The organism is Neisseria sp. HMSC078C12, assembly GCF_001838065.1.
In the GTDB taxonomy this organism is placed as follows: domain Bacteria; phylum Pseudomonadota; class Gammaproteobacteria; order Burkholderiales; family Neisseriaceae; genus Neisseria.
Genome location: NZ_KV835614.1, coordinates 1 through 23691 on the forward strand (window position 1 = coordinate 1; position 23691 = coordinate 23691).

General features: G+C 39.1%; 18 protein-coding genes. 17 read left to right on the forward strand and 1 reads right to left on the reverse strand.

Annotated features, from left to right (window positions below):
* The coding region (locus HMPREF2596_RS08920; RefSeq protein ID WP_283140421.1) for a DUF6531 domain-containing protein at positions 1-801 on the reverse strand (801 nt) is incomplete at its 3' end.
* 334 nt (positions 802-1135) lie between these two features.
* Between HMPREF2596_RS08920 and tagF the strand changes: the two genes are divergently transcribed.
* The 17 genes from tagF to HMPREF2596_RS11640 all read left to right on the forward strand — a co-directional run.
* On the forward strand, positions 1136-1690 hold the full coding sequence (gene tagF, locus HMPREF2596_RS08925) for a type VI secretion system-associated protein TagF (RefSeq protein WP_070850811.1): 555 nt from the start codon (positions 1136-1138) through the stop codon (positions 1688-1690).
* A gap of 4 nt (positions 1691-1694) precedes the next feature.
* Positions 1695-2753, forward strand: coding sequence for a type VI secretion system protein TssA (tssA, locus tag HMPREF2596_RS08930; protein WP_070850812.1), 1059 nt, complete (start codon positions 1695-1697; stop codon positions 2751-2753).
* Between the two features lie 77 nt (positions 2754-2830).
* Positions 2831-3349 (forward strand): type VI secretion system contractile sheath small subunit, encoded by a 519-nt coding sequence (tssB, locus tag HMPREF2596_RS08935; RefSeq protein ID WP_070606732.1) that lies wholly within the window; start codon positions 2831-2833, stop codon positions 3347-3349.
* A 31-nt stretch (positions 3350-3380) separates the two neighbouring features.
* Entirely contained in the window at positions 3381-4880 is a 1500-nt protein-coding gene (tssC, locus tag HMPREF2596_RS08940; RefSeq protein ID WP_070850814.1) for a type VI secretion system contractile sheath large subunit, read from the forward strand.
* A gap of 79 nt (positions 4881-4959) precedes the next feature.
* Entirely contained in the window at positions 4960-5442 is a 483-nt protein-coding gene (locus HMPREF2596_RS08945; RefSeq protein ID WP_003761730.1) for an Hcp family type VI secretion system effector, read from the forward strand.
* Positions 5443-5611: 169 nt separating this feature from the next.
* Positions 5612-6427 carry a type VI secretion system accessory protein TagJ gene (locus HMPREF2596_RS08950; protein WP_070850816.1) on the forward strand — a complete coding sequence of 272 codons (816 nt, stop codon included), beginning with the start codon at positions 5612-5614 and terminating at the stop codon, positions 6425-6427.
* 33 nt (positions 6428-6460) lie between these two features.
* Positions 6461-6973 carry a type VI secretion system baseplate subunit TssE gene (gene tssE, locus HMPREF2596_RS08955; RefSeq protein ID WP_070850817.1) on the forward strand — a complete coding sequence of 171 codons (513 nt, stop codon included), beginning with the start codon at positions 6461-6463 and terminating at the stop codon, positions 6971-6973.
* Positions 6970-8946, forward strand: a complete 1977-nt coding sequence (locus HMPREF2596_RS08960; protein ID WP_070850818.1) for a type VI secretion system baseplate subunit TssF — start codon at positions 6970-6972, stop codon at positions 8944-8946. Before tssE ends, HMPREF2596_RS08960 begins: the two co-directional genes overlap by 4 nt.
* Entirely contained in the window at positions 8943-9983 is a 1041-nt protein-coding gene (gene tssG, locus HMPREF2596_RS08965; RefSeq protein WP_070850819.1) for a type VI secretion system baseplate subunit TssG, read from the forward strand. Before HMPREF2596_RS08960 ends, tssG begins: the two co-directional genes overlap by 4 nt.
* Before the next feature lie 84 nt (positions 9984-10067).
* A complete protein-coding gene (tssH, locus tag HMPREF2596_RS08970) occupies positions 10068-12719 on the forward strand; it encodes a type VI secretion system ATPase TssH (protein WP_070850820.1) in 2652 nt (883 codons plus the stop codon).
* 134 nt (positions 12720-12853) lie between these two features.
* The gene (gene tssJ, locus HMPREF2596_RS08975; protein ID WP_070850821.1) at positions 12854-13477 is read left to right on the forward strand and encodes a type VI secretion system lipoprotein TssJ; all 624 of its coding nucleotides are present in this window, start codon (positions 12854-12856) and stop codon (positions 13475-13477) included.
* A 33-nt stretch (positions 13478-13510) separates the two neighbouring features.
* Positions 13511-14854, forward strand: coding sequence for a type VI secretion system baseplate subunit TssK (tssK, locus tag HMPREF2596_RS08980; protein WP_070850822.1), 1344 nt, complete (start codon positions 13511-13513; stop codon positions 14852-14854).
* A 24-nt stretch (positions 14855-14878) separates the two neighbouring features.
* Positions 14879-16114 carry a type VI secretion system protein TssL, long form gene (tssL, locus tag HMPREF2596_RS08985; protein WP_070850823.1) on the forward strand — a complete coding sequence of 412 codons (1236 nt, stop codon included), beginning with the start codon at positions 14879-14881 and terminating at the stop codon, positions 16112-16114.
* 58 nt (positions 16115-16172) lie between these two features.
* The gene (gene tssM / locus HMPREF2596_RS08990; RefSeq protein ID WP_070850824.1) at positions 16173-19730 is read left to right on the forward strand and encodes a type VI secretion system membrane subunit TssM; all 3558 of its coding nucleotides are present in this window, start codon (positions 16173-16175) and stop codon (positions 19728-19730) included.
* A 146-nt stretch (positions 19731-19876) separates the two neighbouring features.
* Positions 19877-22150 (forward strand): type VI secretion system Vgr family protein, encoded by a 2274-nt coding sequence (gene tssI / locus HMPREF2596_RS08995; RefSeq protein ID WP_070850825.1) that lies wholly within the window; start codon positions 19877-19879, stop codon positions 22148-22150.
* Between the two features lie 16 nt (positions 22151-22166).
* Positions 22167-23303: a DUF2169 family type VI secretion system accessory protein gene (locus HMPREF2596_RS09000; RefSeq protein WP_070850826.1), complete on the forward strand. Its 1137-nt coding sequence runs from the start codon at positions 22167-22169 to the stop codon at positions 23301-23303.
* Between the two features lie 80 nt (positions 23304-23383).
* The coding region (locus HMPREF2596_RS11640) for a PAAR-like domain-containing protein (protein ID WP_283140423.1) at positions 23384-23691 on the forward strand (308 nt) is incomplete at its 3' end.

The following is a 23691-nucleotide window of genomic DNA, read 5'->3' on the forward strand; positions in this document are numbered from 1 at the left end:
GGGGGAGGCGATTTGGTAGAGGTCGTCTGAAATCTGTGAAAAGTAGATTTGTTCGTAAGGATCAAAATAGGCGTCATCTAGACCGTAGGGATCTTCTTCGGCAGAAGCAGGTCGCGGTGCAGCCTCTTCTTCATATAAATTGTCTTCACCATCGTCGGCTGCGGAATAAGGCTCTTCTGCTTCGTCGCTGATATCCGGCAACGAAATTTCCCTGCCCTGCTCATCAATATAGAGAAAACCGTCGGCAGTACGGACAAGACGCATGGAGAACGGCAGCGACCAACCTTGTCCCAGCCAGCCGTTGCCAATTTGGTCGGAATAATAGCTGCGCTGCCAAACAAGAGGAAGTGGGGAGTCAAAGCCAAAGTCAACCTCTGTTTCATCAAATAAGACTTTGATACCAAGTACGGCATTAACAGGATTACCGATAGCTGCTGCAACTTTACAGGGAATACAGTGACCATGACCAGAAGTAACCACCCCGCCATCAGAACCTGCTCCGCTACCCCCGCCAAAACCACTGACCATCTTTCGTGAAGGCAGTCTAACACTAGGCAAACCTGGGACCATTGAAGCGAGCGAAACCACATCAGATACAGCATCAGCTACATTAGCTGCAGCAGAGTCAGGAGCAACCAAAGAAAGGGCGCTAGAGGCAACATCAGCCACCATCTCTATCACATCCACTGGACCGGCTGCATTAGTCAGCGGCTCAGGCGGATTGGCAGATCCTTTGGACACCATGGCAGGTGCAGAAGGCTGAGGAACAAGAATACCTATGGTGTTACCGGAAGAGGACATGCGATTACTCCGTCGAAATCCTAATTAATCTACAAGTAGAAACCTCAAAACAAGGAACGCCAATCACTTTCTGAGTGACTTGGGCACGTTATTTTGCAAAAATTATAACAAACAATAAGCTATAAATAAAACTGTATTTAATAAACTTTATTATTAAAATATCATATAGTAAGCGCATATTTTTAAAGATTATTTACATTTCTTAAGTTATTATTTCAAGCGGTTTAAATTTATATTTATCAACACATCGAATTATGCTAGAGTACGAGTCTTAGCAGTTGTATCTAATTAGCAACTTGGGAATCTAAAACTTCTTCTCTTGTGATGACTACTCATGCTTAAGCAAAATGAAGTCTATTTTTTTGGCAAACTGAATCAATCCCGTGATTTTATTTTCTCCGAGAATCTTCAAACTCACGATAAAATCTTTTGGGATAACTGGTTTAACCGATGCTCCGACCAAAACAAATTAATTTCATTCACTCGAAAAACATATTCCCCTTTGCAAATTTGGCTATTTTGCATCAAATTACCTGATGATCTTATTTATACTGGTATGACTGCTGGTAGTTCTGATAAAATTGGCAGAAAATACCCATTTGTGTTATTTTATAAACCTAGCTCTATTCCCGAATCACTTGATTCTCTTTTTTTTCTTTTAAAGAAAAAAAATTCCTTTCGCGAGATATTAAAAGAAGGGGAATGTTGTATCGAAGATTTTTACAGTAGTGATACAACAGAGAACTCTATCCTCTCTGAATCCTTTCACAACTTTTTATCTGATTCAGACGGCATTGGTAGTTTTTGGCAAGAGATTGGAAGCGGTTACCACATAAAACATGAAGGCCTCCCCTCATGCTCACTGTTTAATAAGTTATTTGGATTATAAGTAGATGAACACATTTCCTCGATGGGACGAGCCTATCTCTATCGACAGTCCTGAAGGTGTAAATATCGAATACGATAGCCGCTTTTTAGAACTACAAAGCATAGCTGAAGGCAAACCAGAACAACAATATGGTGACACGATTATTCCGGCAGAAGAGGCAGACTGGGCAACAGTAGAAAAGTTGTGCAATCAATTGCTAGCCGAGTCTAAAGATTTACATGTCTTGGCTTATTATGCACAAGCTCTTACTGCTAAACATGGACTTGTAGGGTTCTGCGCTGGCTGCGAAGCAATTAGAGCTAATATAGACTTATATTGGGAATCCATTTACCCCAAACTTGAAGATGAAGACGGTGAATTTGATCCCTTTTACAGGATCAATGCCCTTAGCTCCTTTACTACACTTGATGGCATTATCAAAGAGATTCTTTCATCTAAATTATTGATAAATGGGTTAACCCAACAGCCAATTACTGTCAAAGAAGCTGTTTCCATACTACAAGGAAATGATTCACAAAATTATCCAGGAGGTAAAGAACGGCTAATGCTCGATATTAGAGTAAATGCCGATACAGGGAAACCTGAATTAACTGCATTAATTCAAGCATTGGACTGTCTGAAAGACATCCAACGCATTTTCTCGTCTAATTTACAGGATGAACACTCACTTGATTTTGATGTTATTCAGAAACCTCTTACCCTAATTCACAAAGCCATCAACTATAATGATGGGAGCACTCCCTCAGTACAACAGACAGAACAGCCTGAGTTACCCTCTGAAACTAACAGCTTGGCTATTACGCAAGAACAATCTATTCAAGAGGCTGACGCATGGCGCCGTCTGAATATTAAAAACCGTGCTGATGTTGATTTAGCTTTAGAGAAAATCTGCATTTATTTTGAAACTCTTGAGCCCAGCCACCCTGCACCACTGTTTATCCGCAGAGTGCAACGACAAATGAATATGAACTTTTATGACATCATGAAAGATATTAGCCCAGAAAGTATTGCCAATTTAGAAGTTTTAATTGGCAAACCAGATGAAGATACAGCAAATTCCTAAAATCAGTACACCTCATCCACAATTTCGTAAATATCTTTTAGATATACAACATTATTAATTATCCTAAGGTTATAACCATGTCACGAAATAAATCATCAGGTCAAAAGTTTATTGCCCGCAATCGAGCTCCTCGCGTGCAAATTGAGTATGACGTAGAGTTGTATGGCTCAGAGAAAAAGATTGAACTGCCTTTCGTTATGGGTGTTATGGCAGATTTGGTTGGTAAACCTGTCGAACCACTGCCTGACTTGGCCGAACGAAAATTCTTAGAAATTGATGTAGACAATTTCGACGAACGCATGAAAGCCCTTAAACCTCGTGTCGCCTTCAACGTAAAAAACACATTGACAGGTGAAGGAAATTTGAATGTAGAACTCGAATTGGAAAGCATGGATGACTTCTCACCAGCTGCGATAGCTAAAAAAGTAGCACCTCTAAATGAACTTTTACAGGCGCGTACAGAACTATCTAATTTACTCTCATATATGGATGGTAAAAGTGGGGCTGAAGAATTAATTGGAAAAGTCTTAGGGGACAGCGAATTGCTAAAAAGTCTTGCAGCTGCACCTAAATCAACATCCAAAGATGAACAATAGTCTCTAATAAAACTAGAAGTGAAAGTAAATCATGGCTGAAAAACAATTAGATACCCTAGGAAATGGCAGTTCGCAACATGTGTTTGCAACCAATGAATTTGAACAGCTGCTTCAAAAAGAATTCAAACCTAAAACGGAAGAAGCTAAAAGCGCTGTAAATAATGCAGTCGCAACATTGGCTCAGCAGGCCTTACAAAATGCCGTCACCATTTCAGATGATACCTATCAAACCATTGAAGCAATTATTGCCGAAATTGACAGAAAGCTTTCTGAACAAATCAACTTAATCTTGCATCATGAGGACTTTCAAAAGCTTGAAGGTGAATGGCGCGGCCTGCATCATTTAGTGACCAACACCGAAACAGATACTTTACTGAAAATCAAAGTATTACCTATTTCTAAAAAAGAGGTTGCTCGTAATTTAAAACGCTTTAAAGGTACAGCTTGGGATCAAAGTCCACTCTTTAAACGTATTTATGAGGAAGAATACGGCCAATTTGGCGGTGAACCCTTTGGTTGTTTAGTAGGTGACTATTATTTTGATCACTCTGCCCCTGATGTAGAAATGCTCAATAGTCTTGAGAAGATTGCAGCGGCTGCACACTGTCCATTTATTGCTGGTGCATCTCCCAAATTAATGCAAATGGAGTCTTGGCAAGAGTTAGCTAATCCGCGTGACTTAAGTAAAATTTTCCAAAATGCCGAATATGCTCCATGGCGAAGCCTGCGTGAATCCGAAGATTCACGTTATATCGGTTTAGCCCTACCTCGTTTTCTGTCTCGCCTGCCTTATGGTGCCACAACAAATCCTGTAGACGAATTTGACTTCGAAGAAGAAACAGAAGGTGCAGATCACAATAAATATACTTGGGCCAATGCTGCTTATGCAATGGCAGTAAATATTAACCGCTCATTTAAATACTATGGCTGGTGTACCGCTATTCGCGGTGTGGAATCAGGCGGTATCGTTGAAAATCTTCCCTGCCACACATTCCCAACCGATGATGGTGGTGTAGACATGAAATGCCCAACAGAAATCGCCATTAGTGACCGCCGTGAGGCAGAATTGGCTGCATTGGGCTTTATGCCATTAATCCATCGTAAGAACACGGATTTAGCTGCATTTATCGGTGCGCAATCTTTGCATAAACCATCTGAATATTACGATCCAGATGCTACCGCCAATGCACGTTTATCAGCTCGCTTGCCTTATTTATTCGCATGCTGCCGTTTCGCACACTATTTAAAATGTATTGTTCGTGACAAAGTTGGCTCATTCCGTGAACGTGATGACATGGAACGTTGGTTAAACGAATGGATTATGAATTATGTAGATGGAGACCCTGCCAACTCTACGCAAGAAACGAAAGCACGCAAACCATTGGCTGCTGCTGAGGTAGTTGTAGAAGAAGTAGAAGATAATCCAGGATACTATACTTCTAAATTCTTCCTGCGTCCTCACTACCAACTTGAGGGACTTACTGTTTCTCTACGCTTAGTTTCCAAATTGCCTTCGACTAAACAAGAATAGTCAGGCTTAGTTTATTTAGTTGGGTATATTAGTGCCCTGTTGTTAAATCGCTTATATTTTTTAACTAGGAGAGTAAAAAATGGCTATTGATATGTTCATGAAAGTCGAAGGTGTAAATGGCGAGTCAAAAGATTCTAACCATAAAGACTGGACTAACATCGAAAGTTTTGACTGGGGTGCTGAGCAACCTGGTTCAATGACCAGCGGTGGTGGCGGTGGTGCCGGTAAAGTCAATTTCAATGACTTAACTGTAGTTGCTGCTATCGATAAAGCAGCTCCAACCATTTTGAAAAACTGCGCTACCGGCCAACACTTGAGCAAAGTAGAAATTTCTGTATGTAAAGCTGGTGGCGAACAAATTGAATACTCACGCACTACATTAGAAGATGTCTTAGTAACCGGTGTGAAATTCATTGGTGTACAAGACAATGATGCGCTGAAAATGCGTTATTCATTCCAAGCTGCAAAAGTGAAAAACCAATATTGGGAACAAACCGATAAAGGTTCTAAAGGTGCTGAAGTTCAAATGGCCTTCAATATCAAAGAAAACAAATCTGCATAATTGATATGTAGATTTAAGTAAAAAAGCCTGACTTAAAAGGCGTTTGTTTTTAAGTCAGGCTTTATACATAAATTTTTTCACTTTTCAGACGGCACTACTTAACTGAAAAATTAATCTTGTTTTTAACTTCTATTATCCATCTTTATAAATTAAATAAGGAATCATTGAAATGGATTTGAAGACTAAATTATCAGAGATGATTGAGCTTGTACGTTCAAATCCTGACAATCAAGAACATCGTTTAGCACTGATTCAATATCAGTGTCTATGCGCAAAATGGGAACAGGCTTTAAAACAAATCGGACAATACCAAAAACTTTTTCCTGATACTCAAAAGCCCCTGATGCTCTACCTTATTGAAAATATTTCTGCTGAAATACGTCGCCAAGCAGTCTTTGAAACACAGCAAAAACCCAAAACTCTAGAACAGCACGCAAGTAAACTTGATATTCTTCAAAAGCAACTCTCTTTAGTTGCCCATGTTTCAGAACAGAAAAACAAGGCTCTTGTCGATGATTATACTGTGTTATCTGAGAATATAGATGGCTCCTCCGTACATATTACTTACCTTTTAGCAGATAAATCAGTTTCTGAAATTGATAGCGACTGGATTATGGATGGAGACGTACGTACTGCCTTCGTTTATGAATATTTCTATCAAGGTCACTATTACTGGCAAACATGGGATTCTATTGAAAATATTTCTTTTAAGGCTCCAAGTTCCTTACTGGACATCATCTGGAAAGCGTCTGAAATTAAATTTACTAATGGTGAGTGTATTCAATGTACTAGTCCTGCCCGCTATACTGTTATGCCTGGTGAGGAAACAGCATGGTCAGATCTGCTAATGAAGTGCTCACAAACTGACTGGATTGAAATAGCAGAGCAACTCTTTACAGGGGTTGGTCAAAAAACTTTGTATACCGATAACCATGATTTTGGCCTTTTAGATATTCGTAATATTAGATTTGAACAAAATCATTAAAATCTATCCATCCTTCAAACTCAGCAATTAAACATGTCGCAATTCAAAAATCAACTGTTACCCTCTTTATTTGACAGACTAACAGATGAAGAACCGCGCAGAAAAAAAGAGGCACGCTCCGATCAGGTCATTAATCTTGATCAATATCGGCAAGCAGTACTGCGTGATATTCTTTATCTACTGAATACATGCAACATGCAAGCAGAAACTATGGAGATTGACCTAACTGAAAATGTACGCTCTTCTACATTAAATTATGGTATCCCTCCCCTTTCTGGTATTAATTTTTCCGATATTGAATGGCAAGATGTGGAACAGAATATCAAACAAGCCATCATCGATTTTGAACCGCGTCTTGAAAATAAGACTCTACAAGTGATCGTAAATACCTCAGACGATGATGACGATGCTTTACACAATAAACTCATTATTGAAATTAAAGGTTACCTGAAACTCAATCCTTATCCTAAAGAATTCTTGCTCCGAACCAGCATGGATGTTGAAACAGGATTGTTTGACTTATTAGATGGGGGAAATGGGGCTTGAATAATAAATTACTGTCTTACTACAACAAAGAGCTAACTTTTCTAAAGGAAATGGGTAAAGAGTTTGCAGCCCAATATCCTAAGATAGCCTCAAGATTAGCTTTAGATACAACTGATATTCCTGACCCCTATGTTGAAAGACTCTTGGAAGGGGTAAGTTTTCTTACTGCACGCACCCAACTTAAACTGGATGCGGAGTATCCTCGTTTTGTCCAAAGAATCTTAGAAGTTGTTTATCCTGACTTCATCAATCAGAAACCGGCGGCAGCTATTGTCAATCTAGAGCCTACTAATCAATATAACGCTGATGTGATCAATCTACTGGAACGAGGCAAAATATTAAGGTCTCTGCCTATTGATGAATTTAAAGTAAGTTGTCCATTTTCTGTAACTAAAACTACTGAAATTCTGCCACTTCGTATTGAAAAAGCCAAATACACTGACTCAATAGGTTATTTGCCAAACACACTCCCTGCACTCAAACAATCCTCTAGTAAGAAAGTACAATCTGCCTTGCGTTTGGATTTTTCATTGAGCGTACCAGGTGCATGTTCAGAGATGTTGCCAGATGAATTATCTATATTTTTGGGTACAGAGCTTTCCAAATCATCTTCATTGCTGTTTCTATTAGCTTCTGAATGCGTGGGGGTTGTTTGTCACAGTTACGAAAATCCAAAACAATGGTATTACCCATTACCTACTACACCAGAACATCGTGGTTTTCGAGAAGATGAAGCCTTATCATTTAATTTAGATAAATCGGTGAGTGCATTCCGAATTATGCAGGAGTATTCACGCCTACCGGAAAAGTTCCTATTCATTTCCCAAAAAAATATTAAACAAGCTATCCAGCAAGCCGAGAAACAAGGACACTTACCTAAAGTACCTGAACATTTAGAGGAAATCGTAAACGATAAGGGAGTCAATAAAAAAATTATTACTTATCGTAAACGCTATTTTAGTCTTTCATTTTTATTCAGTAATAAAATACCTGAATTAACTGAACTGATCGGTGTAGATGATTTTTCTGTGAATGCCGTACCAGTCGTCAACTTATTCAGAAAAAAAAGCTCACGCTTCCCGGTAAATATTCAAGATCAGGAGCACCATGTCGTTATCGACCGTACCCAGCCCCTGAATTATGAAGTCTACGCTATCGAGCAAGTAAAAGGCTTTGATACCAACAACCTTCAAACCGTAGTATTTTCACCGATGTACAAAGCACCGGATATAGGACTCTTTCCAGAAGCCCAAACTCAGCATGATTATTTTTCTGTTCGTCGTGCTGATAGAGTACCATCCGAAAACTCAGCTAAAAATGGTTTTCGCTCTTCCTATTTAGGTAGTGAGGTATTTTTATCTCTTGCTAATAATCAGAATTACGCCTTTAATTCAAACGTACAGCACCTTTCTGTCGACGCTTGGTGTACAAGCAGAGATTTGCCTCTAATCATGCCTCGAGACGGAGAATCTGACTTTCTTATTGAGGGATTTTTGCCAGTCAAATCGATTAAACTGATTTCTAAATTAACAAGACCTCAAGAAGCAGTAAGTGAAGATAGGACTCTTTGGTCATTTTTAAATCAATTAAGTTTAAATTACCTGTCTCTTTTAAATACTGATAAAGAAGATGCACCTGTTGCTTTAAAAGAGCTTTTAACAGTATTTGTTTCTTCTGAAAGTGATTTACTGAAAAAACAGATTGAGTCAATTATACGAGTTGAAACCTCAATTATTAACAAAGTAGTCCGTCATTATGGAGTTGCCGCCCCTATCCGAGGAATCAACATTACCGTTACACTGGATGAAGCTCAATTAGGCGGCGTTCATCCTTTCCTATTTGGATCAGTTTTAAACCATTATTTCCGACGTTTGGTATCTATTAACTCATTTGTACAACTGCGAATTGACACGCTCCAGCAAGGTCATATTGCTACTTGGCCGTCTGAAATTGGGGAGAGGATGATTATATGAGTCCAGTCAACCCAAAAACAGATTTTGGTGACTCATTAGACAATGCTTGGGATGAAAAACTTACAATCTTTTTAAATAAAGTTTCCTCTCAACCATATAAGTATGATTATTTTTCACTCTTGCGCCAGCTTGAGTCCGTTAAATTTATTACTGGTGGGCAAATATTAGGCAAAGCTATTAGCCCAAAAATGGAGAAAATAAGGATCCGCCAAAATCCTTTGCTTACTTTTGCCCCACGCAATCTCCAATCGGTAACCTTATCACCACATTATGTAGAAATTTCCATTAATGGATTTGGTCTGTTTGGCCCATCTGGTCCACTACCTCTACATTTAACCGAATATGCTTATGAACGCCAACATCAACACGGAGACCAGGCATGGACAGGGTTTGCAAATATGTTGCAACACCGCCTGGCTATCTTATTCTATCGGGCGTGGGCCAATGCCCAAAGCATTACATCGTTAGATAAAAATGCCGAAGACCGCTTCGGAAAATATATTGCCAGTTTTAATGGCCTTAATATTCCGACCACACATAACAAAGGTTTAATTCACGAATTTGCTAAACGTTATTTTTCTGGTCTATTAATAAAACAAAGCCGATCTGCAGTCAACCTGCAACAACTGCTCACTCGCTATTTCCAAGTTCCCGTTAACATTCAAACTAACGTAGGGTACTGGGTTGAAGTCGAAGAAGAGAAAACGCAAATTGGGATTATGGGCAACTACACACTTGGGGACGGTTTACTACTAGGTGACAAACTCTATGATATGCAAAGTAAATTCCGGATTATTATTGGCCCCCTTACTCTACCAGCCTACCAATCATTCTTTAAAGACGGTATTAATGCAGCCCGTTTACGCGAATGGGTTCGTTTATTTGCCGCAGAAGAATATGAATGGGACATCCAACCTATTCTGATGCAAAAAGAAGTTCCACTGATGGTTTTAGGAGGGAACACTCAACTCGGCTTATCAACTTGGCTGGGGAATGTTTCCCGAGATGCAAAAGACTTGATCGTCAGCAATCATTAATCAGCTTTTCAGACGGCCATCGTCGATAAAAGCTTTAAAAAACTATTTTGGACATATTTGAAATAATTTAATTAAGGACGTCTTATGTCAAACATCAGCCGCAGCGTATTATTTGGTAAGTTAAATACTACTTTGTATAAAACTTTGGAAAATGCCTATACTTTCTGCCGTCTTCGAGAAAACAGCTATGTTGAATTGGTACACTGGCTACACTCTCTGCTTCAAACTGAAAAAACAGATATCTTCTGCCTGATCAATCATTTTAATTTGGATGAAGCCAAAGTACGAAAAGATGTATTGGCTGCAATAGAAAAACTGCCTGTCGGTGCTACTGCCGTCATTGACTTCTCCGAGCATATCCAAACACTTGTCGAACAAACTTGGACATACAGCTCACTAAAATTTGGTACAGACAAAATCCGTACAGCCCATATTTTCTATACCATGCTGCAAAATAAGACTTTACAGGGTATTCTGGCCAATATTTCGTCTGAATTCCTGAAAATCAAACCTGAGACCTTGGCAAACAATATTATTGCTATTACTGCTAACTCTGAAGAAAATCTTGATGTTACCCAAAATGCCTTATCTTCAGAGCCTAATGCTACTCACAAAGAAAGTGCCTTAGCTAAATACGGCAGCAATCTTACCGAAAAGGCTAAAAATGGCGAAATAGATCCAATCACAGGACGCGACACTGAAATCAGACAAATGATTGATATCCTAATGCGTCGCCGTCAAAACAACCCGATTCTCACCGGTGAAGCCGGTGTTGGTAAGACTGCTGTGGTTGAAGCTTTGGCATTACGTTTAGCTGCTGGGGATGTCCCTCCTGGATTAAAAGATGTTCAATTAATTTTATTGGATATCGGTTTGCTCAAAGCTGGCGCCAGTGTTAGTGGAGAATTTGAATCACGCCTCAGAGCAGTGATGGATGAAGTAGAATCCAGCCCAACCCCAATCGTGCTATTCATCGACGAAATCCATACTTTAATTGGTGCTGGTGGTGCTGCCGGTACTGGTGATGCTGCCAACTTACTCAAACCTGCATTGGCTCGTGGCAAACTTCGTACTATCGGTGCAACTACATGGGCAGAATACAAAAAATATTTTGAAAAAGATCCTGCCCTAACTCGTCGCTTCCAAGTGGTACAAGTAGATGAACCCGATGAAGAAAAAGCCATCAACATGCTTAGGGCATTAAATGCTTCTCTAGAAAAACACCATAAAGTGATCATTCTTGATGAAGCAATCCAAGCAGCTGTAAAACTTTCCCATCGCTATATTCCAGCACGTCAGCTCCCCGATAAAGCTGTAGGCCTGATTGATACTGCCTGCGCACGCGTTGCAGTCAGCCAACATGCTGTGCCTGGCAGCATTGAATATCTACGCAAGAAGTCTGAAGCATTAAAACTCGAGCAAGCAAATTTAGAACGTGAGAAGAAACTCAGTTTCGATTCTGAAGCTCGGATTACAAACATTGGTAAAGAATTAACTGAGGTTGAAGGCCGTCTGAAAAAATTAGAAGACAGATGGAAATCTGAAGCAGACTTGGTTGTAGAGCTATTGGCTGTACGTGAACAAATCATGCAGGTTGAACAAGAGACAACTGATGAAGAAAACAAACAGTTGCGCACCCGCCAAAAAGAGCTGGTTACTAAATTGAAAAAACTGCAAGGTGTCCAACCCCTAGTCATGCCATTAGTAGACAGTCGTACAGTTGCTGACGTTGTAGCAGACTGGACTGGAATTCCTGTCGGAAAAATGATGAAAGATGAGGTTGAGGCTGTATTACAGCTTGCTGACACCTTAAATAAACGCATCATCGGCCAACGCCACGGTTTGGATTCGATTGCCCGCCGTATTCAAACTTCACGCGCCAATCTAGACAATCCCAACAAGCCTATTGGTGTTTTCATGCTTGCTGGTCCTTCCGGTGTGGGTAAAACCGAAACTGCACTGGCTCTAGCCGATACATTATATGGTGGTGAACAAAATGTGATTACCATCAACATGAGTGAATATCAAGAAGCTCATACTGTATCCACTTTGAAGGGAGCACCTCCAGGCTATGTCGGCTATGGTGAAGGTGGCGTATTAACTGAAGCTGTCCGTCGTAAACCTTACAGTGTTGTTTTGCTCGATGAAGTAGAAAAAGCACATCCAGATGTACATGAAATCTTTTTTCAAGTATTTGACAAAGGCTGGATGGAAGATGGCGAGGGTCGCTATATCGACTTTAAAAATACCATTATCATTCTCACCACCAATATTGGTACAGATTTAATTATGGATATGTGTGATGACCCCGAAATGTTGCCTACCCCGGAAGGCCTAACTAAAGCCCTGCGTACTCCCCTGCTGAAAACTTTCCCAGCTGCTTTATTAGGCCGGATGCAAGTTATTCCTTACTATCCGCTATCCGATGATATGCTCTCAAAAATTGTTGAATTGCAATTAGACCGTATCGTAAAACGTATTAAAGATAATCATGGCATCGACCTACACTATACCCCTGAAGTGTTAAAACTCATCACTTCACGTTGTACAGAAGTTGAATCAGGTGGCCGCATGATCGATGCAATTCTTACCAATACTGTTCTACCACAAATCAGCCAAGAACTACTTACTTGCGCAACACAGGGTAAACAAGTTTTGAGCGTAAATATCGATGCAAGCAATCATGACTTCAATTACCAATATAAATATAAACTTAGAAAGAAAAATACTTTATAATTCTAAGCAAAATAAGAAATCTTAGTATTCGATCGACAGTCATAGACCAACTAGTTCCTAAAGTCTAGGCTGTCGATTGATTTAAAATTTCTATCATTAAATGCAATCACTATTGATGTACCTAGGTAACCAAAATGCATGGAAAACTGATAAAATATATATCATTTGCAATGATATCTTTGATGGTAAGCGCATGCGCATCCAACCATAAACCACCAAAAGAATCTGACGAAAGTGGAGAAAAAATTGATGTACAAATCATAGTTTCTCCCGATGTCAATCCAAATTTAGTTGATCAACCTTCCCCCATAAGATTGGATTTATATCAACTGTCATCTGATGGTGAATTTAAAAAAGCAAACTATTTTGATCTTACTAATAATGCTAAAGAAACTTTAGGAGACAAATTAATTCAACAAAACCAATTCATGTTACACCCTGATACGGTTTCTGTATTACCTATCAAGATGGATTCTCATCTGAAATACCTAGGTGTTGTTGCCAGTTATCGTGATTTGGATAATAGTCAATGGAGATTAATTTTATTAAAACAAAAACAACGATGGTATCAGTTTGGGAAACACTATTTCTACGTGAATATTGGGAAAAATGAATTATATCAATTATCGAAATCAGAGATGCAAGAAATGCTAAAAGAATATAAAGAGCGCCATCCTGATGATCCGCTTATCAAAGAAAATGGGAAAACTCGTAAGAATAATAGTGACCTGAGCAAAGGCATTTTCCGCGAGGAATAAATACTTATATATAAATAATTTGAGGTTGAATGCATGTCAATTGAAGCAAAAGTAGTTTGGTCAGAGGGAATCTTTATTACCCCACAGCATTTTCAGCAATTTGAGCGTTATCTTGAGTCTGGATTACGTCAACTAGCTGTTTCTAAAGAAGGTTATTTTTGGGGGTTTTCATCTTTAGTACTGGATTCAGACGGCCTCAAACATGGTGTTCTCGGTATTCGTGAAGCAGAAGGTATTTTTCCTGATGGTTCTATATTTGTGTTTTCCCAAAAACAACTTGAAAATTTAAGCTTAAAAGTACCTGCAAACATAAAAGATACCAAAGTTTGCTTAGCCATTACTCTGCCATCCTCTGTCAATAATGAGATTGACTTTCTAAATCAAAATTCTGCTCACTCTTACCGATATAAAGCATTTGAGAAAACCCTTGCGGATACAACAAACTCCGAATTAGACGGTCGCCAAATTACACTAGCAGATCTTAATCCTACATTGATTTTAGAAAATGATTTAACTAGCAATCAAACTGCCCTTCCTATTGCAGTTATCCAATCCAGTTCAGCAGACTTTGAAATCATTCTAGACGAATCATATATTCCACCTTCCCTAGGAAGCCAAAAGCAACAACACCTAAAAGCTTACATTTCAGAAATATATGGCTTATTAATGCAAAAAAGCAATAGTCTAGCTAACGCTGTAAACGACCCGAATACCGGAGGTTCTGTTGAAGTAATGGACTTTATGATGCTTCAGACCATCAATCGGTATCTGGCTTATTTGCATCATGAAAATGAAGGCGCTCGTCAAACTCATCCAGAACAATTATTTGTCAACTTATCAAAATTATGTGCTGATTTAATGACTTTCCTTCCTTCACGCAAGGTAGGAGATGTTCCTATCTATGAACACAATGATCTAGCATCATGTTTTGGTAAATTATTTTTTAACTTGCGCAAATCACTGTCTATTGTACTTGAACAAAGAGCAATTAGAATTCCATTAGATCTGCGTGATGAAGCAACCCGAGTCGCCCAAACTCCTGATCAAAGCTTACTGGATAAAGCTTCATTTGTCCTAGCCATCAAAGCTGATATGCCTAACGAAGCCTTACGCCAAAAAATTCCAAGTGTAGTAAAAATAGGTACTGTAGAAAAAGTTAAGGAATTGGTTGCTTACCATTTACCTGGAATTAAAGTTCATGCGTTATCCGTGGCACCAAGAGAATTACCATACCATAGTGGTTATGTTTATTTTGAATTAGATAAAAAACATGAATTATGGGATATGTTTGATACTTCCTCAGGTATGGCTTTCCATTTGGCTGGTAATTTCCCTAATTTAGATGTTGAATTTTGGGCGATTAAGTCTTTAAGTTAATTTGATTTAATTTGGAATTTCATTATGAATAACCAGAATAATACTGCAAACAACGCAGTAAATGTTTATAACCCTTTAATTGAAGCTGCTAAACCTGTTCTTATCTTAGCTAACTCTATGCAGCAAACTACTAGTCAATTATCTACTGACAGCCTAATTAATAAATTCTCTCTCTTAATTAATAATTTTGAAGAGAATGCTGAAAAAAATGGAGCTAAATATGATGCCATTCAGGCCGCAAAATACTGTCTTTGTACATTTGTAGATGAATTAGCAGTCCGTGCAGGCTGGGCTGATGAAACTTGGTCAAAGAATAGCTTATTAGTATCTTTTTATGATGAAACTTGGGGTGGAGAACGTTTTTTTGAAATCATTCAAAATTTGAAACAAGATTCTGATAAGAATACTGATTTATTAGAGTTTATGTATTTATGCCTGCAATTTGGTTACAAAGGTAAGTACCAAGTTCTAAACAATGGGGAGCTTGAGATCGATAAAATTAAAAGGGACTTACTTGCCTTAATTCACAGTAAACGACCTGACCAAACTGCTAATCTTTTTAAACATAACCCGATTATTACAAATAATATTCAAAGGAAACGCAGGCTTGCTATTCCTTTATGGGTAGTAGGCGTATTAGGAGCTGTTGCATTAGGTGTAGGCTATTTTACAATGCAATGGTCATTAGGAGATAAATTCAATACAGCCAGTACAAAAGTAAACAGCCTCAAACTCCCTTCAGTAATCACCAAACAACAGGATACACAAAAAACAGTCCGACTACGGCCTTTATTGGAAAATGAGATTGCTAGAAAATTAGTATCTGTGGAAGATTTTCAAGACAGAAGCACTGTTACTATTTTAGGTGATGGCTTATTTGAATCCGGCTCTGCACAAATTCAAGACCAATATTATCCTGTTTTGGCTGCGGTTAGCCAAGCCTTAGATAGTGTGGAAGGACAAATTATTGTTACGGGATACACTGACAATCAGCCAATTCAGAGCTTAAATTTTCCATCCAACTGGCATTTATCACAGGCTCGGGCAGATGCAGTAAAAGAAATTTTATTGAATTACGTTAAAAATGGTGGAACACGCATCCGTTCTGAAGGGCGAGGCTCAACCGATCCTGTCGCACCAAACGATACTTTGGAAAACAGAGCTAAAAACCGAAGGGTTGAAATTACATTATTTACTACAGGAACTGGACCCAAACTAGGTAGCACAGTCGAAATAAAAAACAATACCTCCAATCCTTAACAAAACGGTAGTGCAAACACACAATAATCTATTTTAGATTGATACGGAAAAAATAGACATGAAAAAAATTATTTATTTTCTAGGTTCTCGCTCTTTATGGGTGATGTTGGGTATTACTGGCCTAATTATATTAGTATGGTTTATTGGCCCATTAATCTCTATAGGTGAAGTTCGCCCCTTAGTAAGCAAAACTATTCGTTTTGCAGTGTGTGCCACTATTATTGGTATTTGGTTGGCTAAAGCTGTATTTCGCCAATATCGTGAATCCCGCCGAAACGCTGCTTTATTGAAAGAAATTCGAGCTGCTCAAGAGCCTATTTTAAAAAGTGCAAATGATGTTAGCTCTATGAGCCGCCAGTTTGCTGAAATGGACAAAGTATTAAAGAATGCTAAATTTTCTAAATCTAAAAACAGTTTGTTGGCTAGACTAGAAGAAGGTCAATACCTCTATCAAATGCCATGGTATGTTGTCCTAGGGGCAGCAGGATCTGGTAAAACGACTGCACTCAAACGTTCTGGCCTTAACTTCCCCTTAGAGAGCACTTTGGGGACATCTGTAAGTGGCCTAGCAGGTACACGAGATTGTGATTGGTTCCTATCGGATGAAATAGTATTTCTCGATACAGCTGGTAGATTATCTTTACATGACAATCATAGCAGTAAAGATTCTAGTGACTGGGAAGAATTTGTAACGCTGCTACAACGTTACCGACCTAAACAGCCAATAAACGGAGTATTGGTTACTGTAGGCGTAGATGATTTATTGGGCGGAAAAACCAATATAACAGAAATCTCAGTAGAACTGCGTAAAAGAATCCATGAAATGCATACTAAATTAGGTATACATTTTCCAGTTTATCTTATGATAACCAAATTAGATTTATTGCATGGTTTTAATGAATTCTTTAACCATCTAACTGAAGAACAAAGAAATCAATATTTAGGGATTCCTCTATCTAATACAGAAGGAATGGAAACCCCTATCGCTACTGCTTCTAATGCCTTAGCAGATATTGTAGATAAATTACGCTCCTCTATGTTGGGCACAGTTCATCAATTAGAATCCACTGAAGACAAGGCTGCGGCTTTTGCATTCCCTGAGGAGTTCGAGCGTCTTAATCAGGCCGTACTTTCCCTATTTAAAGAACTGTCTAAATCTTCAAAATTTGAGCAACCTATCGCATGGAGAGGTGTTTATTTTTCAAGCTCAACTCAAACAGGACAACATCTCAACCCTATACTGGAAGGTTTGCAAAGTGATTTCCAATTATCTAAAAAATACTTGGATTCAAACCAGGCCTCTACTCAGAATAACGAACATAGCTTTTTCTTAAATAGACTATTTGCTGACGTTATTTTAAGCGAGGCAAATTTGGCTGGTGAGAATAAATCTTGGTTTGTCAAAAAACAAATCTTGTATTGGCTAGGTATTGGAGCTATTACAACTGTAGTAATCGCATGTTTGACAATGATGTTGAATAGTTACTCCAATAACCAATCATATCTTGAACAGGTTGATAAAAAAGCAACTGACTTAGCTTCAGATGTAAAAAAATATACAGACGGCCCTGATTTACTTAAGGCTGTCACATTTGCTGAACAAGTTAGAGATACAACTACCAGTAAAGAAATTCCAGATTTATTATCCCCTCCGCTCAGCTATCGTATGGGCCTTTATCAAGGTAGCCAAATGAAAGATGTTGGGGAGTCAGCCTATTATAGAATTCTTCAAGACAACGTAATGCCATTAATCAGCTATAAGTTGGATGAACTTCTACGCACAGCTAATGGCTCCAACAATATTAATAGCTATGATGCATTAAAAGCTTATCTTATGATGTTCCACAAAGAACATTTTGATGCTGCTTTTATGCAAAACTGGTTAATGTCCAATTTGTCTAAAACAGAATCATCAGGCATGAGTGACCAACAAAAAAAATCTGTTGAAAAAGCTCTGAATCAGATTCTTTCAAAACAAAGCATTACACCAAGCGTTCCCTATGATGAAGAATTAGTAGAACGTTGTAGACAGGAAATTGCGCAGAGAGACATTGCAACCATGGTATTAGAAGATACTATAAATACAGTTACTCTCTCTGGAAAGGGAGGAGTTACACCTGTATCCTTTTCAAGTATGGGTGGAGTGCAAAGTCACTTGTTATTCCGACGTAAGACTGGTGGAACTCTGAAAGAACCTATTAACTTTATTTATACTAAAGAAGCCTACATTACTAAAGTTTTGCCTGCTATGGTTAAATCTGCAGAGCAGTTTTTTAATGAAGACAACTGGGTATTAGGTGACTATGCTTCTTTAAGTCAAAGCAAGGCATCTGTCCTTTCTGATGCCCAAAGAATCTATTTCAGTAATTACATTAAAGTTTGGAATAGTTATTTATCTGATTTGTCATTAGTAACACCAAAGTCGTCACGAGAGAGTACTCAAATTGCAAAACTACTATCTGAAAAGAACTCACCTCTAGTCAATATTATTAAAGGAATTAGTGATAATACGACTTTAGCTATTGACAAACGAATAACAGAAAAAGCTGGCAGCAAAATTACTGATTGGTTAAATAGAGCCGGGCTCTCAAAACTCTTAGAGAGTGAAGAAGGGAATAATACAAAAAATGAATTAGCTGCGTTAAAACAAGCAACTCCAGTTGATGATGCTTTTGCAGATTTCCATATATTAACAGAAACCACAAATGATCAACCTCCAGCTATTAACAACGTTACAGAAGCTATAAATGATTTATATGTTTATTTAGTTGCCGTTAATGTTGCTGTAGAAAAAGGAGTGGACTTACCACCTGATGATCCTTTCGTAAAATACAAGGCTGAAGTAAATAGACTGCCACCTCCCTTTCGCCAAATGTTAGATAACTTTTCTGAAATTATTCTGAAAAACACTAACAAAATTGTTGATGAAAAAATTTTATCTACTTTAGAAAAACAAATGGCCACATTGACTAATAGTTGTAAAGAAATACATCAACAAGGATACCCTTTCGATAAAGGATCGGAGGACAATGTTGCATTAGAAAGTTTCACCAGTATATTTGGTCCCAATGGTATCTACAGCAAATTTACTAACTTGACTGGTGAAGCTGCCGTATTGGCACGCTCAGAAAAACTGGAAACTTTAACTGCTAAAAATGATGCATTTAAAGATCGTTTTGCAAAGCTAAACGATATAGCAGATATTCGACAAGGGTATTTTGATAAAGGATCAGAAACTCCTACATTCGACTTTTCGATTAAAGTTTTAATTCTCGATACCAGTTTAGAAAGTGTAAATATTTCATATGCAGGTAAGAGCTATGTATACAGCCACGGCCCTGTAAATCCTGTAACCTTTACTTGGCCATCCAAGAGTGAAAATGCTTTAGCCAAAATAGATATCTCATCTCCCCAAATCAACAGCGCAGGTATTAGTTCAACTGGGCCGTGGTCGATCTTCCGCCTTATTGAAAAAGGTAAAATTATTCGCCAAACAGGAAATACCACCGTTGTCGAATACAACATCAAAGGAAAAAATGTTGTCCTTGAATTTACTACTTCTACTGCTTTTAACCCCTTTAATTTAAGTAAATTAAGGAATTTTCAGTGTATTTGAAAGTCTCAATAGAGATGTAAATAATATTACCTAAAATATCAACCTCAATATATTTCTCATATTGATACCTTATCCATATTAAAAATATAGGATAAAAACGCTTATAAATTGAATGCTGGTTTAAGATTGACAAGGAGTTTCCCGAAATGAATAGAACTATCGTTGCTCATACGCCTTTGGGATCACAACTATTATTCAAAAAAATGCTTGGAACAGAATCCGTTTCAAATCTGTTTGAGTTCAATATTACATTGGTCTCCCAAAACCCAAATTTACAAGGCAAAGATATTATTGGTCAGCCTGTAACATTGGAAATTGATACTGAAGCAAGCAGTCCTCGTTACCTAAATGGTCTGGTTACCGATTTCGGTTATATTGGAGAAGATGAGGACGAGGAAGGTTATCATGCCTATACTTGTACCACTCGCCCATTCATGTGGTACCTCACTCAAAATACAGACAGCAGGGTTTTCGTTGATAAGTCCGTATTAGATATCGCTAATGAAGTCTTAGCACCATTCGGATTCCCATACCAAATAAAATGTCAAAAAGGGTATCGAACAAGAGGTTTTTGTGTTCAATATCAAGAAAATAGCTTTGATTTCTTAAACCGCCTATTTGAACAAGAAGGTATCTACTATTATTTTGCCCACAGTAATGGTTCACATGAGCTAGTTATTACTGATGATGTTGGTGTTTTAGAAGCTATTTCATCCCCTAACATCCCCTACCACTCTCGAAATACTGCACCAGGGGCACCAAATATCGCCTATATTGATATTTGGGAAGAACGAGATGCTTTAAAATCTAGTCAGTTTGTTACTCAAGAATACAACTATAAAAATGCCAAAGTACCAATGATGTCTTCAGACTTAGTTCATGACTTCAATTCGGTATCTATGGAACACTATGACTTCTACACGGGCTTTAGTGATGTATCGGAAGCACAAAATTATAGCCAGGTCCGTAGTGAAGATTTGAAAAGCCAAACTAAGATTATTACTGGCTCAGGTACTGCACTGACACTTGCTCCGGGTTATACGTTTATCTTGAGCAAACACCCTCATGCATCTTCCAATACCGAATATACTATTCTAAAAGCTGATTATGATTTTGAAGAGGCAGGCTATACGTCTGGAGACCGTATTGGTAAATTTAGAATTTCATTCCGCGTATTACCGAAATCTTATCCATACCGCCCTCCTCTTAAAACTCCCAAGCCAAAAGTTTTAGGGACACAAGCAGCTACGGTAACAGGACCTGCTGGTGAAGAGGTTTACACCAATGAATATGGTGATATTAAAGTCCAGTTTCACTGGGATCGCTATGGGAAAATGGATGAAAACAGTTCCAACTGGGTACGAGTAACTCAGGGCTCTGCTGGTGCTGGCTATGGCTCTATTAATACACCACGCATTGGCGAAGAAGTACTGGTTGATTTTATTAATGGTGATGCTGATCGACCTATTGTATTAGGCCGTCTGTATAACAGCGCAATGTCGCCACCATGGGGATTTCCTGCTGCAGCTAAGCAATCCGGTATCAAGAGTAAAAGTTTTAACTCCCCATTAGCCAACTTTAACGAACTGATGTTCAATGATACTGCTGGGTCTGAAATGGTCAACTTCCAGGCACAGAAAGACTTGACCTCACTTGTTAAGAACAATGAAACCCGTAACGTCAACAACGACCGAACCACTACAATTGGTAATAATGAAACTGTAACAGTAGTAGGTGATCGAGCTAAAACCGTTCAAAAAAACGAAACCGCCTCAATTACCCAAAACCGTACTAAATCAGTCGGCCAAAACGAAACTTCCAGTATTACCCAAAACCAAAGCATTAGTGTCGGCCAAAACCAAAGTACTTCTGTGGGCGAAGATCAGAGTGTTTCTGTCGCTAAAAATCGAACCCATTCTGTCGGCCTCGATGAAAACATTGGCATCGGAAAAAATCAGGCTTTAACCGTAGGCTTGGATCAAAACGTTTCTATTGGTAAAAATCAAGCGTTGACCGTTGGCGCCAATCGTAACAAAACTATTGTATCCAACGAAGTAAGCAGCATTGGTGGCAATAAGCAGGAAACCGTCAGCCTAAATGGTATGAGCAACGTTGGTATCGGACAAATGACCAACATCGGAGCTGGCTATATGTTAAATGTCGGAGGTGGTTGGATGACCAACGTTGGTGGAGCAGAAATGCATAGTGTTGGTGGAGTTATGGGGCTTAATGCTCTAGGTAACATCGGCCTTAATGCTGGTGTTAACATCACTTTATCTGCACGAAACAAAATTACCCTTCAAGTTGGTAGCTCTATGATTGTAATTGAGAAAAGTAAAATTACTATCGTTAGTAAAAAAGTTAAGATCGTTGGCACTAGTGTAGTAGATATGGACGGCAAAAAAGTCGATATCAACTAAAAGAAAAGGTATATCAATGTTCGAATTGGAGAACTTTACCTGCTTTCATACGCAGCAATTTAAAAACATCGACCAGTTAGATCGAACGTATGATGTTATAGTTGCTAAAGTTAGTTATGAGTTTGAAATCGATCCTGTAACAGGGAAAACTGTACTTGAGTTTGCCCAAACTCAGGCTCCTCTTACATTTGCAGATACTTTTTACGGTGAACCATCTCAAACTTCAACTCAGTTTGAAAGCGACTTTTGCCTTTATAAACCTAAAACTGATTTAGTGGTCAATGCAATCGCCTATGCACCTGATGACACTCCCGCTCGACAACTTGCCGTAGCGGTGAGTGTTGGCGATTACCAAAAGAGTCTGGCTCTTACTGGCGAGCGCTACTGGGTAAGAGAGATAGCCGGATGGTCTCTAAGCGAACCAGATCCTATTCTCTCCTTACCTATCCGCTATGAATTTGCCTTTGGCGGTAGTGCAGTTGAAGACGATCATGAGGGGCATCAGCAAAATCCTGTCGGCATTGGTTATTATCCCAAATCCCAACTTAAACAAAATGGGTTCAAACGAATATTAAAGGCTCACCAGATTTATGACCCAAGCCATCCGGTACGAGATCCTGCTGAAAATGTTGCTCCTGAAGGATTTGGCTTTATGCCCCGTTATTTTGCGCAACGGGCACAACATTCAGGTACTGCCGATGCAGAATGGATAGCTACCCGTGCACCTTTATTACCAAAAGATTTTTCTATGGCTTATTGGAACGGTGCTCATCCTTCCCTTCAATTACCACATCTAAAGCCTAACCATATCTATACACTAGGATTTACCGGCATGGTACATTCCTTTCAAGCACCCAATCAGTACTTTACTGTCGAACTACCGGTAGAGACTGTATTTGTACATGCCCATACCGCATCGAATATGTCTTTGTGTAAAGACATGGTGTTGGATACCGTACTCGTTGATGTAGAACAACGCCGTATTGACTGTACATACCGGACTTCTTTTGCAGAAGAGCTGGAAATTTCTGCATGTCAACTCAGATTTATTGCTCGACATGAACGGGCAGAACAAATCGCAGCCGCAGTTGCATGCCATACTTCACAAGATAAATTTATCCCGATACCGCCTTCTCTTGCGGCACTCGCGTAAACAACCCAAAGGCCGTCTGATTCCCAACTAATTGCAGCCAACTTTTCAGACGGCCTCTATCCCCCCAACAGGAGCACCCCATGGCCGTCAATAAAATCGCCCGTAAAAGCAGCAAGTTCCGCGTTGTCTTTACCGTCCCCGATTTCTGTTGGCCACCTCCACCCGCTCCCCCTTCCGTTCCACCCATTCCCTTCCCGCTCTTTGCCGACCTCGGCGGTGCCAAAACCGTCGCCAAAGACGTACGCCTCAACCGCAAGCCTGCTTTTGTCTTTAAAGCCAGTAAGACGGATAAAACTTATGGCGATGAAATCGCCCTTCCGGGCCGTAAAGGGGTAAAGAGCCGCACTGCCACCAAGCCTGCCTGGCCGATGCGCCATTCTTCCTCGGT

What these genes read in the sequence shown, in the direction of transcription:
- tagF (WP_070850811.1), top strand. Translation starts at nt 1,136, where the DNA reads ATGCTTAAGCAAAATGAAGTCTATTTTTTTGGCAAACTGAATCAATCC.
- tssA (WP_070850812.1), top strand. Translation starts at nt 1,695, where the DNA reads ATGAACACATTTCCTCGATGGGACGAGCCTATCTCTATCGACAGTCCT.
- tssB (WP_070606732.1), top strand. Translation starts at nt 2,831, where the DNA reads ATGTCACGAAATAAATCATCAGGTCAAAAGTTTATTGCCCGCAATCGA.
- tssC (WP_070850814.1), top strand. Translation starts at nt 3,381, where the DNA reads ATGGCTGAAAAACAATTAGATACCCTAGGAAATGGCAGTTCGCAACAT.
- HMPREF2596_RS08945 (WP_003761730.1), top strand. Translation starts at nt 4,960, where the DNA reads ATGGCTATTGATATGTTCATGAAAGTCGAAGGTGTAAATGGCGAGTCA.
- HMPREF2596_RS08950 (WP_070850816.1), top strand. Translation starts at nt 5,612, where the DNA reads ATGGATTTGAAGACTAAATTATCAGAGATGATTGAGCTTGTACGTTCA.
- tssE (WP_070850817.1), top strand. Translation starts at nt 6,461, where the DNA reads ATGTCGCAATTCAAAAATCAACTGTTACCCTCTTTATTTGACAGACTA.
- tssG (WP_070850819.1), top strand. Translation starts at nt 8,943, where the DNA reads ATGAGTCCAGTCAACCCAAAAACAGATTTTGGTGACTCATTAGACAAT.
- tssH (WP_070850820.1), top strand. Translation starts at nt 10,068, where the DNA reads ATGTCAAACATCAGCCGCAGCGTATTATTTGGTAAGTTAAATACTACT.
- tssJ (WP_070850821.1), top strand. Translation starts at nt 12,854, where the DNA reads ATGCATGGAAAACTGATAAAATATATATCATTTGCAATGATATCTTTG.
- tssK (WP_070850822.1), top strand. Translation starts at nt 13,511, where the DNA reads ATGTCAATTGAAGCAAAAGTAGTTTGGTCAGAGGGAATCTTTATTACC.
- tssL (WP_070850823.1), top strand. Translation starts at nt 14,879, where the DNA reads ATGAATAACCAGAATAATACTGCAAACAACGCAGTAAATGTTTATAAC.
- tssM (WP_070850824.1), top strand. Translation starts at nt 16,173, where the DNA reads ATGAAAAAAATTATTTATTTTCTAGGTTCTCGCTCTTTATGGGTGATG.
- tssI (WP_070850825.1), top strand. Translation starts at nt 19,877, where the DNA reads ATGAATAGAACTATCGTTGCTCATACGCCTTTGGGATCACAACTATTA.
- HMPREF2596_RS09000 (WP_070850826.1), top strand. Translation starts at nt 22,167, where the DNA reads ATGTTCGAATTGGAGAACTTTACCTGCTTTCATACGCAGCAATTTAAA.